The 12,800-nt window shown below is 65.8% G+C and carries 10 protein-coding genes; 6 read left to right on the top strand and 4 right to left on the bottom strand.

Annotated features, from left to right (window positions below; all coding sequences use genetic code 11):
• Window positions 1–39: 39 nt before the first annotated feature.
• Together ACIPUB_RS17275 and ACIPUB_RS17270 are read right to left on the bottom strand one after the other, a co-directional pair.
• The gene (locus ACIPUB_RS17275; protein ID WP_407608498.1) at window positions 40–990 is read right to left on the bottom strand and encodes an NUDIX hydrolase; all 951 of its coding nucleotides are present in this window, start codon (window positions 988–990) and stop codon (window positions 40–42) included.
• Between the two features lie 22 nt (window positions 991–1,012).
• Window positions 1,013–1,489 carry a RidA family protein gene (locus ACIPUB_RS17270; protein ID WP_264270403.1) on the bottom strand — a complete coding sequence of 159 codons (477 nt, stop codon included), beginning with the start codon at window positions 1,487–1,489 and terminating at the stop codon, window positions 1,013–1,015.
• A gap of 213 nt (window positions 1,490–1,702) precedes the next feature.
• On the opposite strand from ACIPUB_RS17270, the gene ACIPUB_RS17265 reads away from it, so the two are divergent.
• From ACIPUB_RS17265 to ACIPUB_RS17250, 4 genes are all read left to right on the top strand, one after another.
• Entirely contained in the window at window positions 1,703–4,030 is a 2,328-nt protein-coding gene (locus ACIPUB_RS17265) for a transglycosylase domain-containing protein (protein WP_407608497.1), read from the top strand.
• Window positions 4,023–4,988, top strand: coding sequence for a metallophosphoesterase (locus ACIPUB_RS17260; protein WP_407608496.1), 966 nt, complete (start codon window positions 4,023–4,025; stop codon window positions 4,986–4,988). Before ACIPUB_RS17265 ends, ACIPUB_RS17260 begins: the two co-directional genes overlap by 8 nt.
• An 89-nt stretch (window positions 4,989–5,077) precedes the next feature.
• Window positions 5,078–6,910, top strand: coding sequence for an ABC transporter ATP-binding protein (locus tag ACIPUB_RS17255; protein WP_407608495.1), 1,833 nt, complete (start codon window positions 5,078–5,080; stop codon window positions 6,908–6,910).
• Window positions 6,907–8,715 (top strand): ABC transporter ATP-binding protein, encoded by a 1,809-nt coding sequence (locus ACIPUB_RS17250; RefSeq protein WP_407608494.1) that lies wholly within the window; start codon window positions 6,907–6,909, stop codon window positions 8,713–8,715. Before ACIPUB_RS17255 ends, ACIPUB_RS17250 begins: the two co-directional genes overlap by 4 nt.
• Before the next feature lie 99 nt (window positions 8,716–8,814).
• Here the strand turns inward: ACIPUB_RS17250 and ACIPUB_RS17245 are convergent, their stop codons facing one another.
• Both ACIPUB_RS17245 and purD read right to left on the bottom strand, forming a co-directional pair.
• A complete protein-coding gene (locus ACIPUB_RS17245; RefSeq protein WP_407608493.1) occupies window positions 8,815–9,720 on the bottom strand; it encodes a phosphoribosylaminoimidazolesuccinocarboxamide synthase in 906 nt (301 codons plus the stop codon).
• Complete coding sequence (gene purD / locus ACIPUB_RS17240; RefSeq protein ID WP_407608492.1) at window positions 9,721–11,007, bottom strand: phosphoribosylamine--glycine ligase; 1,287 nt, start codon at window positions 11,005–11,007, stop codon at window positions 9,721–9,723.
• A 158-nt stretch (window positions 11,008–11,165) separates the two neighbouring features.
• Here purD and ACIPUB_RS17235 point away from each other — a divergent pair, with 158 nt between their 5' ends.
• Window positions 11,166–11,786: a class I SAM-dependent methyltransferase gene (locus ACIPUB_RS17235; protein ID WP_407608491.1), complete on the top strand. Its 621-nt coding sequence runs from the start codon at window positions 11,166–11,168 to the stop codon at window positions 11,784–11,786.
• A 5-nt stretch (window positions 11,787–11,791) separates the two neighbouring features.
• On the top strand, window positions 11,792–12,799 hold the full coding sequence (locus ACIPUB_RS17230) for an asparaginase (protein ID WP_407608490.1): 1,008 nt from the start codon (window positions 11,792–11,794) through the stop codon (window positions 12,797–12,799).
• Window position 12,800: the final 1 nt, after the last annotated feature.

Here is a 12,800-nt window from a genome sequence, read left to right as displayed (position 1 = left end):
CGGCCGGGGCGGAGTTGGCCGGCCCGCGGCGGTTCGACGTCAGCGACCGCGTCCCAGCCCGCCGCCCTCCGCGGCGGTTGCGGTGGTGACGTCCAAGTAGAATTCCCCGCCCACCTGGACAAGTTCGGGATGGTAGCTTTTCAGTTCCCGGCGAACAGAAAGATAGGCGACGGTCCCGCGGGTGGAAGCGATCTTTTCCAGAATGACCTCGACTGCGGGGGTCGTGACCTTGCTCAGAGACAGGCCCTTGGTGTCCGGGGCGCCGACCTCATCGCCCAGGGATGTGGTGTTGCGTTGTTCGATGACCTCCGCAGCCACCTTCCAGGCGGCCCAGATGCCCTTGCCGCGCAGGAGCGACGGTTCCTGGCGAACCGGGAGTGCCGCGGCAAAGTACCGTGTATCGAAGCGCCGCAACGCGAAGTTTGGGGAGATCCAGTGCGAAAGCGGTCGCAGGAGGTCGGTGCGCAGGCCCAGTCCGCGCTTCCTGAGCACATCCTCCAGGGACTTGTCCTGGACGGCGACGGCCTCGCGCACGGCCATCCAGTCTTCACTGTCGCAGTTTTCCACCACGGACAACTCGTCGGTACCGGCCAGCAGCACGCCCGTTTCCTCGAACAGTTCCCGGATGGCGCACACGATATGTGCCCTGACCACTCGCTGGTCAAGGATGCCCAGCCGCTTGGACCACTCGGACAGGCTGGGTCCGTACCAGGGTATTTCGCGTTCGTCGTCGTCTTCAAGGCTTCCGCCAGGGAAGGCGACACTCCCGAGCGGTGAACCGCCCGGACGATATCCAAGGTAAGTTTCAACACCTTTTGGGGAGTCGCGAATCAGCACCACCGATGATGCTGGGCGGGTCGCCCGGGGTGTCCGGTTTCCGTAGGAAACCCAGTTTTCCGCAGCGTCATATTGCGCTGGCGGAAGGTCGCAAAGACGGCGCAGCAGCCCCGTGGACGGATTCCGTGGTGTCGCCAGGGAATTCTCGTTCACGGGGCCGCCGGTATCGGATTGGTTACGCAAACTCGACAATCAGTTCAACCTCGACAGGTGCGTCCAGCGGCAGCGCCGCAACACCGACGGCCGAGCGGGCGTGCACGCCCTTGTCGCCAAGAGCGGCCCCGAGGAATTCGGAGGCCCCGTTGATGACTGCAGGCTGGCCGGTGAAGGACGGATCCGAGGCCACGAAGCCAACGACCTTGACCACGCGGACAATGCGGTCCAGGTCGCCGATGACATCCTTGATGGCGGCCAGGGCATTCAGTGCACAGGCCTGGGCCTGGCCCGCTGCGGCCTCGGCGGAAACAGCCGCGCCGACCTTGCCCGTGACTGTGAGTTCCCCGTTAATAAACGGCAGCTGACCCGAGGTGTAAACCAGGTTGCCGGTGATGGTGGCCGGTACGTAGGCGGCCACAGGTGCGACGACTGCGGGGAGGCTGTGGCCGAGCTCGGCCAGGCGTGCCTCGATGGCTGAAGAAGTCTCTTGTTGCATGGGTTTTCTCGTTTCTGTCGTTAGGCCTTGGGACGCTTGAGGTAAGCGACCGGTGCATTTCCATTGGGTCCGGGAACGACGGCAACTAGCTCCCAACCGTCGTCTCCCCACTGATCCAGGATCTGCTTCGTGGCGTGAATAATAAGTGGCAAAGTGGCGTACTCCCATTTGGTCATAACCGATACGTTAGCGCGTCCTTGTAAACTAGTAGGTATGGCAGCTAAAAAGTCCCCGTTTTTTGATACGGCTACCACCCTCGGCAAGATCGTTGCCTTCTTTGGGGTGAGCGCCTTAAGTGGCGTCCTTGCGGCAGGGCTCATGGTCCCCATTGCGTCCCTTGCCGGCAGCAGTGCGAACGCCGGAACCGAAATCTTTGATGCCCTCCCGGCCAGCTTCAAGGGCGAGCCAATCGCGCAGCCCTCGAAGATCCTGGCCAAGGACGGTTCCACGATTGCGACGTTCTACTCGGAAAACCGGCAGCCGGTAAAGCTCAAGAACATTTCCAAGATCATGCAGAGTGCCATCATCTCCATCGAGGACGAGCGCTTCTACGAGCACAACGGCATCGATGTCCGCGGCATCGCCCGCGCCGCGGTGAACAACTTCACGTCCTCGTCGCAGCAGGGCGCCTCCACCCTGACCCAGCAGTACGTCAACAACCTGCTGGTGAACGCCGACGTCGTCAACGGCGTGGACCGCTCCGAGATGACGATCTCCGGCTCCAAGGACATCGCGGACAAGGCCCGCGAAGCCAAGCTGGCCATTTCCATCGAAAAGGAAATGACCAAGGACGAAATCCTCGAGGGCTACCTGAACCTTGTGCTGTTCTCCGGCCGCAACTACGGCATCCAGGCCGCAGCCCAGCGCTTCTACTCGGTCGACGCCAAGGACCTGAACCTACAGCAATCCGCGATGCTCGCCGGAATGGTCCAGCTGCCCAACGCCTACAACCCGGAGAAGTACCCGGAACGTAGCCTCAAGCGTCGAAACACCGTGCTGGCTGCCATGCTGCGCACCGGTGCCATCGACAAGAAAGAATACGACAAGGCAGTGAAGTCCAAGCTGGGCGTCAAGCCGAAAGAGGTCAAGTCCGGTTGCATCGCCGCCGAGGATTCCGCCTACTTCTGTGACTACGTCACGAGGCTCATCACCACCGATGAGGCTTACGGCAAGACCCGTAAGGATCGCGAAAACCTGCTGTACCGCGGTGGCCTGACCATCAAGACGACGTTGGACCCGCGCCTGCAGAAGGAAGCAGCGAAGCAGTCCAAGGCCATGATCCCTGCCGACGACAAGTCGAACATCGGCGCGTCCATCGTGACCGTCGAACCGGGCACCGGCAACATCCTGGCCATGGGCCAGAACAAGGACTACGTCCCAACGGACAAAAACACCGGCCCGAACACCACCATCAACTTTGCCGTCGAGAAAGCACTGGGCGGGGCCGGCGGCTTCCAGGGCGGTTCAACGATGAAGCCCTACACCACGATGGCCTGGCTCGAATCGGGTCGCAATATGTGGGATCGGATCAGCGCACCCAATAAGAAGAACTACCCGGCTTCATTCCGTTGGAAGGCCTCATGCCTACCGCGCGGATACACCACCGTTGGCGGCGGCTGGGCTCCAGCCAACGCCGTGAGCGGCTATCCCTCGTCGATGACGGTGGACTATGGCCTGTTCAACTCCGTGAACTCCGCCACCGTGGCCGAGGCCTCCAAACTTGACCTCTGCGACATTGCCGAGGGCACCGAACGCCTGGGCCTGATCGACTACGACAACGACATCGATCCGGCCACGGGTAAAAAATCAACCCTGGGACAGCCGATATCTCCGGCCAACCCGGCCTTCGTGATCGGTTCTGCACGCATCACCCCGCTGGCCCAGGCCACAGCGTTTGCGACCTTTGCCAATAACGGCGAGTTCTGCGACAACCGTGCACTGACCTCGGTCACCGATGCCACCGGCACCGCATACAAGGTCAAGCCGGTCTCTTGCGAGCAGGCAGTCAGCCCGCAGGTCGTCGCCGACATGAACGGCACCATGACGAAGATTGCCAAGCAAAAGGTAACCAAGGGCGCCATCGACTACCCGATCTCCGGCAAGACCGGTACCAACAACGGTGCCAACTCGACCTGGTTCGTCGGTTACACCACCGGCATGGCCTCCGCCGCATGGGTCGGCCGTTACGACAAGCAACAGAACCTGGAGACCAAGAACAAGGTGATCGACGGCATCGCCCGTCGCTGGGTCGACTCCGGAACCTGGGCTTCCCCGCTGTGGACCAACTACATGAAGAAGGTCGGCGATCTCTACCCGACCGAATCTTTCGGCAAGGCCAAGTCCGCGCCCAAGCCTCCGGCCCCGAAGAAGGTGGAAGCCGACGACGATGACACAGCGGATTCGGCAAGCTCCGAAACCTCGGATTCAAAGGAAACCAAGGAGCCCAAGGAATCGGAAGCCCCGAAGGCGACCGCAACCCCCAAGCCCAAGGGAAACAGCGGAAACACGCCCAACCCTCCCAAGAAGACCGAAGATGACTAGTTCCCTCGCGACTTCATCATCGCTGGCCGAAGCGGTCTCACGCACTGTGCGTGGGGCCGCTTTGGCGGCTGGTGCGGCAACCGCCGGCGCCGGCATCCTTTTCGGCTACGGATTGGGCCAGACCACGCGCTTCGGCGTCCGCGAGGAGACCCTGGCACTGCTGCCCCCTGGTTCCTTGCCGATCCGGATGCTCCACCTTTCGGACATCCACATGGTGCCGGGCCAGGAGCTCAAGCGCCGCTGGCTGCAGTCCCTGGCGGATCTGAAACCAGACCTCGTGATCAACACCGGCGACAATCTGGGACACCTCGAAGGCCTGGACGCCTTGCTGGAGGCGTTGGACCCGCTGATGGCGTTCCCCGGGGCCTTCGTACCCGGGTCAAATTGCTACTTCGGGCCACGGCCAAAGAATCCCTTTCGCTATCTCGCCAAGCGCTCGGACACGCCGCGGAACTCCTCCAAGTACCAATTGCCCTGGCAGGAAATGCACCGCGCTTTCGGTACCGCGGGCTGGGTCAACCTGACCAACCGAAACCATTCCATGGCAGTGAAGGGGACCCGCCTGGATTTCACAGGCGTGGACGACCCGCATCTGGACCTGGACCGCTTTGCCGGGTGGCCGGCCGGGTCCGCCACCTCCGGCTCGGCACCGCACCTTCGCGTCGCACTGGCCCATGCGCCGTACCAGCGCGTCCTGGACAGGTTCACTGCCGCCGGCACCGACCTGATCCTGGCCGGGCACACCCATGGGGGCCAGGTTTGCATCCCGGGCTACGGCGCCCTGGTGACGAATTGCGACCTGCCAACCTGGCGGGCCAGCGGGCTGACGCAATGGGACTTCGCCGGCAAGAGCACGCCGCTGAACGTGTCCGCCGGCATCGGGACCTCGCGCTTCGCCCCGGTGCGGATCGCCTGCCCGCCGGAGGCCATCCTGCTCACGTTGACGGCGCAAGGGTAGCCCGACCCATCCGATTGATGAATCCCAACCCCACACTGTAGGGTATTCGCAGAAGCACAACCATGCGCGGGGATAGAGGTCGGACACCGGTGGCAGTACAACAAGGACACGCCCCCGCGGCGGGCACGCCCACGCTGGGCAGGACCTTTGCCCGTCTTATTCCCTTCGTCAAGCCCATCCTCCCCCGGCTGTTTTTCGGGTTCCTGTGCGCGCTGTTGGCCGGCGTCGTCGCCCTGACCATTCCCCAGGTCCTGGCATGGCTGGTGAACAACGTGCTGCACCCGGAAGGCAAGGGTTCAGAGGTCTGGCTGGCCGTGGGCCTGGTGGCTGCCCTCGGCGCCCTCGAGGCACTGCTGGTGTTCCTGCGCCGGCAATTCGTCATCACCCCCGCGGCCCGCCTGGAAACCCAGATGAGGGTGCGCCTGTACGCCCACCTCCAGCAGCTTCCTGTGGCCTTCCACGAGCGCTGGGGCTCCGGCCAGTTGCTCTCCAGGTCCATGGGCGACCTGAGCCTGCTGCGCCGGTGGCTCGCCTTCGGCGCGATGATGCTGGTGGTTTCCACCGTCACCGTGATCGCCGGGCTGACCCTGATGTTCAGCTCCAGCTGGGTGTTGGGCACCATCTACCTGGCCGGGGCCATCCCCATCACCATCAAGGCGTTCCACTTCCGCAACAACTACCGGGCCGCCAGCCGGCTGAGCCAGGACCAGGCCGGGGACCTGGCCACGGCCGTGGAGGAATCGGTCCATGGCATCCGCGTCATCAAGGCCTTTGGCCGGGGACGCCACATGTACGACGGGTTCAACACCCGGGCCGAGCAGCTTCGCGACACCGAGGTTTCCAAGGCCAGGACCCTGGCCAGCTTCATCCTCTACGTGGTGGCCATCCCCGAAACTACGCTGGGCCTGGGCCTGGTGGCGGGGCTGTGGCTCACCGCGCAGGGCGAGCTGAGCGTCGGCGCCCTCGTTGCCTTCTTCGCCACCGCCACGGTGCTGGCCGGGCCGGTTGAACACATGGGCATGCTCATGGGCATGACCCTCACGACCAAGACCGCCTTGGACCGCCACTTCGAGGTCATGGACACCAACAACACCATCACCTCCCCCGAGTCGCCCGTTTCCCCTACGGACCCGCGCGGGGAACTTGAGTTGCGCAATGTCCTCTTCCGCTTCCCCGACACCCCGGCCGCCGCCGCACCGGTGCTGCGCGGCGTCAACCTGCACGTGGCCCCCGGGGAGACCATGGCACTGGTCGGGATGACCGGCACCGGAAAGTCCACGCTGCTCCAGCTCGTTCCCCGGCTCTACGAAGCCACCGGTGGCCAGGTCCTCATCGATGGCGTCGACGTGCGTGATCGGGACCTGGTCGAACTGCGCCGCGACGTGGCGGTCGCCTTCGAGGACACCATCCTGTTTTCCTCCTCGATCCGGGACAACGTGCTGCTGGGAGCCACCGGGCTTGACGGACCGGAACTGGACGCGCTGCTGGAGGATGCCATCGACACCGCCCAGGCCGGGTTCGCCCGCACGCTGCCCCAAGGCCTGGACACCGTCATCGGCGAGGAAGGCCTTTCCCTCTCCGGTGGCCAGCGCCAGCGCATCGCCCTGGCCCGGGCCATAGCGGCCAGGCCGCGCGTGCTGGTGCTCGATGACCCGCTCTCGGCCCTGGACGTACGCACCGAGGAAGCGGTAACCCAGCGGCTGCGCACCACCCTGGCCGGGACCACCACGCTGATCGTGGCCCACCGGCCCTCCACCGTGGCCCTGGCCGACAAGGTTGCGCTGCTGAGGGACGGGCTGATCGACGACGTGGGCACGCACTCGGAACTGCTGGCACGCAACGAGCACTACCGCTACGTCATTGCCAGCCTCGTGGACGAGGAATCCGACATCATCCCCCTTCAAGGCGGTCCGCTAGCATGAGCCAGAACATCGGTGTCGCAAACGAGGACGCCATCACCCTATCCAAGGACGAACGCAAGCGCGTGCGCGCCCGTTCCTGGAGGCTGCTGGCCACCCTGGCCAAGACACAAAAGCGCATGCTGGCGCTCACCGTGGTGCTCGTGGTCATCTCCAACGCCGCCCGCGTCGCCTTCCCGCTGATCATCGCCTGGGCCATCGACTGGGGCCTGCCGCAGGTCGCCGCCGGAAACTGGGCGCCCCTGGGCATCACCGGCGGCGCCTACGTGCTCTCGGCCATCGCCGCCGGCACGCTGCTGGGCTGGTACATCCTGTGCACCGCGAAGATCTCCCAGGCCATGCTGCTGGATCTGCGCCTGCGCGTCTTTCGGCACACCCAGCGCCTGAGCCTGGAGTTCCACGAAAAATACACCTCCGGGCGCATCATCTCCCGGCAGACCTCGGACCTGGAGACGCTGCGCGAGCTGCTGGACCAGGGCATTTCCGAACTCGCCTCGGCCGCCGTCTTCGTGACCTTCACCCTGGTGTCCATCTTCGCCCTCGACTGGCGCTCGGGGTTCGTGGTCGTCATCGCCGCCCTGCCCATCTGGCTGCTCTTTGGCTGGTACCAGAAGCGATCGGAGCTGGTCTACCGCGAATCCCGGGTGGTCTCGGCCCGGGTCATCGGCAGCTTCGTGGAAACCATGACCGGCATCCGCGCAGTGAAGGCCTTCCGCAAGGAACGCGCCAACGACGCGACCTACGCGCAGGTCGCCGGCGAATACCGGGACAACTCGATCCGCTCCATCAACCTCTTCGGCGTGCTCCAGCCCTCGCTGGTGCTCATCGGCAACCTGTCGGTGGCGGCGGTGCTGGCCTGGGGCGGGTTCCGCATCCTGGACGGCGAGCTGGGGGTGGGCGTGCTGGTGGCCCTGCTGCTGGCCACCAAGCGGGTGTTCCAGCCGGTGGAAAACATCGCGATGTTCTACCAGTCGCTGCAATCGGCAACCGCGGCGCTGGAAAAGGTCTCCGGACTGCTCGAGGAGGAACCCACCGTGGTGGAACCCGCCAAGCCGCAGCCGCTGGAACAGGTGGCAGGTGCCGTGGCATTCAAGGACGCGGTCTTCGGGTACGGGGACGGGCCCGTCGTCATGGACAGGTTCGACCTGGCCATCCCGGCGGGGCAGACCGTTGCCGTGGTCGGGCAGACAGGTGCCGGCAAGTCCACCCTGGCCAAGCTGATCGCCAGGTTCTACGACCTGCGCTCCGGGTCGCTGACCCTCGATGAGGTGCCGATCGAGCGGATCGCCAACAACGACCTGCGCCGGCACGTGGTGATGGTGACCCAGGAGGCCTTCCTCTTCTCCGGGACCGTGGCCGAGAACATCTCCCTGGGCAAGCCCGGCGCCAGCATCGAGGAGATCATCCTGGCCGCCCGCGCCGTGGGCGCCCACGAATTCATCATGGCCCTGCCCGAGGGCTACGACACCGACGTGAACAAGCGCGGCGGTCGCGTCTCCTCAGGCCAGCGCCAGCTCATCTCCTTCGCCCGGGCGTTCCTGGCGGACCCCGCGGTGCTGATCCTCGACGAGGCGACCAGCTCTCTGGACATCCCCTCCGAACGCGCCGTGCAGCGCGGGCTACAGACCCTGCTGGGCAACCGGACCGCGCTGATCATCGCGCACCGGCTCTCCACGGTGCAGATCGCCGACCGGGTGTTGGTGGTCCACGACGGACGAATCGTCGAGGACGGCACCCCGGCCGAGCTCATCGGCGCCGAAGGCCGCTTTGCCGCCCTGCACAAGGCCTGGCTCGACTCGCTGGTCTGATCCCCCCTGCCACGCCCCCTGCGGATCCCGGACACGACAAAGGCCCTGCCCCCCCGTCCTGCACGGATGGGGGGCCAGGGCCTTAGTCGGTGGCGCGGATCAGGCGCTGAAGGTCAGTCCCGTCAGGCGCTCGTAGGCATCGATGTAGCGCGCACGGGTACGCTCGATGATCTCCGCCGGCAGCACCGGGGGTTCCTCGCCGGAGTTCTTGTCCCAGCCGGAAGCCTCGGAGGTGAGCCAGTCGCGGACGAACTGCTTGTCGAAGGATGGCTGCGCCTGCCCCGGGGAGTAGGTCTCCGCGTCCCAGAAGCGCGAGGAGTCCGGGGTCAGCACCTCGTCGCCCAGGGTGATCTCGCCGTTGGCGGGATCGATCCCGAACTCGACCTTGGTGTCGGCCAGGATGATGCCGCGGGTGCGGGCAATTTCCTCGGCGCGGGTGTACAGGGCCAAGGTGGCGTCGCGCAGGTCTGCGGCCTGCTGGCCGCCGATGCGTGCAGCGGTTTCCTCGAAGGTGATGTTTTCGTCGTGCTCACCGACCTCGGCCTTGGCCGAGGGGGTGAAGATGGCAGGCTCGAGCTTGGAGCCATCGACCATGCCGGCCTTCAGCGGAAGCGCGCAGACCGTCTGGCGGTCCTTGTACTCGGCCAGCCCGGAGCCGGTCAGGTAGCCGCGGGCGATGCACTCGATCGGGAACATGTCCAGCTTCTTGCAGACCATGGCCCGGCCGGCAACGGCGTCCGGCACGTCGGTGGAGATGACGTGGTTGGGGATTTCGGCCAACTTGTCGAACCACCACAGGCTCAGCTGGGTCAGCACCTTGCCCTTGTCCGGGATCTCGGATTCCAGCACGAAGTCAAAGGCGCTGATCCTGTCGCTGGCAACCACCAGGACGCGGTCGGTTTCCTCGAAGCTGGAACCGGCCGGGATGTAGAGGTCGCGGACCTTGCCCGAGTAGTGGTGGGTCCACCCCGGCAGGTCCAGGGTTTCGGTTTGCAGGCCTGACATTTAGTGTGTTCCTTCCGAGACGCTGATCTGGCCGTTGGCGGCCTTCAGCGCAATGTCGGTGCGGTGCTGGGCACCGTCCCAGGAGATGGCGGCGACGCCTTCGTAGGCCTTGTCGCGCGCGGCGTGCAGGTCGGCACCCAGGCCCACGACTGCCAGCACGCGGCCGCCGTCGACGACGACCTCGCCTGATTCGTTGCGGGTGGTTCCGGCGTGCAGCACCGAGACGTCCTCGATGGCCTCTGCCGCTTCAATCCCTTGGATCGCCGCTCCCTTGACGGGGGCATCGGGGTAGTTTTCGGCTGCCATGACCACTCCGACGGCGGTCTCGGGGCGCCAGTGCAACAACTCGGCGTCATCGAGTTCGCCCTTGGCGGCTGCCATCAGGAGCCCGCCCAGCGGGGTCTTCAGGCGTGCCAGCACTGCCTGGGTCTCGGGGTCGCCGAAGCGTGCGTTGAATTCAATGACGCGGATGCCGCGGCCGGTGATAGCCAGGCCGCAGTACAGCACACCGGTGAAGGGGGTGCCGCGGGAGGCCATGTCGCGCAGCGTCGGGTAGGCGACGCGGTCCATGACCTCGGCCACGAAGCCGGCAGGCAACCAGGGCAAGGGCGAGTAGGCGCCCATGCCGCCGGTGTTCGGTCCCTCGTCGCCATCGAAGATGCGCTTGAAGTCCTGGGCGGGTGCCAGCGGGACGGCGTGGGTGCCGTCGCAGATGACAAAGAGGGAGACCTCCGGGCCGTCAAGGAATTCCTCGATGACCACGGTGCCGCCCGCGGCGAAGCAGGCCTCTGCATGGGCCAGGGCCTCTGCGCGGTCGGACGTGACCACGACGCCCTTGCCTGCTGCGAGTCCATCGTCCTTGACCACATAGGGGGCGCCGAAGGCATCGAGTGCCCCGGCCGCCTCCTCGGAGTTGGTGGCGACCTTGGCCATGGCGGTGGGCACGCCGGCCTCGGCCATGACCGTCTTGGCGAAGGCCTTGGAGGCCTCCAGCTGGGCAGCCGCTTGCGTGGGGCCAAAGACGGGGATGTTCACGGAGATCAGTGCGTCGGCAACACCTGCCGCCAGTGGTGCCTCGGGACCAACCACCACCAGATCCGAGCCCAGTTCGCGGGCAAGTGCCACCACTGCCGCGGGATCCTGGGCATCGATCTGGTGGGTAGTGACGTCACGCGATATCCCGGCATTGCCGGGTGCGCAATGCAGGTCGGTGACGTAGGGATCCGAAGCCAAAGCGCGGATCAGTGCATGTTCGCGGCCGCCGGGGCCAATAACCAGTACCTTCACGAGGCTTAAGCCTACCGGCTCCGGTCCCCTCAGTGCCCACCCGGGTCGCCGGACCGACGCATTTACGCCAACTTCGCACCGGGTCCGCCGTTCTCCCCGGGCGGTGCGCCCGATCCCGACCCCACCTGCAAGCGGTGGCTGCGCCTATGCTCGTGTACATGGAGAAGGAAACCTTGTGGCAGCAGCAGGCCCGCCAAGATCCGAGGCAGGCCAAGAACTACATCGACCGCTTTGCGCAACTGCGCGAATCCGGCGCAGACCTCGACGGCGAGGCGAGGTTCGTCGATGCGTTGCTCCCGCGGGACGCGCGCGTGCTCGATGCCGGCTGCGGGACCGGGCGGGTTGGCGGTGCGCTTGCCGCTCGCGGACACCGGGTCACCGGAGTGGACCTGGACGAGGAGCTCCTGGCCGCCGCCCAACGCGATTTCCCCGGCTCCCGGTGGCTGCCCGGCAACCTGGCGTCGCTGGACTTGCGGGATGCCTCCGGGACCCGCGAAACCTTCGACGTGGTCGTCTCCCCCGGAAACGTCCTGGCCTTCGTGGCACCGGGCACCGCCGGTGCCGTGTTGTCGTCGCTGGCCGCGCATCTGGCGCCCCGCGGCCGACTGGTCGTGGGCTTCTCCCTGCTCAAGGACTACGCCTTCGGAACGTTCGAGGCCGACGTGGCAGCGGCCGGCCTGCGGATCGCTTCCAGCTTTTCCACCTGGGACATGCGTCCGCTGGGCGCCGACTCGGACTTCGTCGTTGCACTGATGGAGAGCACACAGACCGTAAACTAGGTCACATGCCCGAAACGCTGATTGCCTCCGAAACCGTCGACCTTGTGGTGCTCGAGCGCAACGGCTTCGTTGAATCCCGCCACCGCGGTTCCGCGGTGGTCGTTGATGCCGCGGGCGAGGTGCTCACCGCGCTGGGAAACCCGAACACCCTGGTGTACCCGCGCTCCGCCCTCAAGCCGTTCCAGGCCCTTGCCTCCATGCAGTGCGGGGTTCCGCTGCGCGGCGCCCAGGTGGCCCTGGCCTGCGCCAGCCACGTCGGCAGCACCGAACACACCGACGTCGTTGAATCCATGCTGGCCAAGGCCGGCCTGGACGAATCCGACCTGCTGTGCCCCGCCGCCTGGCCGGCAGACCCCGACACACGCACCGAGCGGTTGCGGGCGGGACTTCAGAAGTCGGCGCTGTCATTCAACTGCTCGGGCAAGCACGCGGCATTCCTGTGGGCCTGCACGGAAAACGGCTGGGACACCAAGACCTATCTCTCCGCGGACCACCCCCTGCAGCAAAGGGTCATCGAGGTCATCGAGGATTATGCCGGGGAGAAAATCTCCCACCTGGGCGTGGACGGATGCGGGGCGCCGGTACCGGTGATCTCCCTGGCCGGACTTGCCCGGGCCGCTTCCAAGCTGGCCCAGGCCCCGGGAAACAAGCATGCCGAGGCGCGGGCGGCAACCATTGCCACGGCAATGCTGGACTACCCGTGGGCGGTCCAGGGACATGGCCTGCCCAACTCCCTGGTGATGGAGGACCTGGGGGTCATCGCCAAGCTCGGCGCCGAGGGAGTGTTGATGCTCGCAGCGCCCAACGGAACGGCCGTGGCAGTGAAGATGCAGGACGGATCGGGCCGTGGAACCAACCTGCTGGGCCTGACGCTGCTGGCCAACGCCGGCGCCATTACCACCGGCCAACTGGCCGACACCTTGGCCAAGCTGACCCGTCCGGTGCTCGGCGGGGATGCCCCAGTGGGTTCGGTGCGCCTGGCAACCCCGGTCATGGACCTGCTGGATTCCTGAT

The organism is Paeniglutamicibacter sp. ORCA_105 (genome assembly GCF_045798545.1).
Classification (GTDB): domain Bacteria; phylum Actinomycetota; class Actinomycetes; order Actinomycetales; family Micrococcaceae; genus Paeniglutamicibacter; species Paeniglutamicibacter sulfureus.
This window is presented reverse-complemented; position numbering and strand designations above follow the sequence as displayed.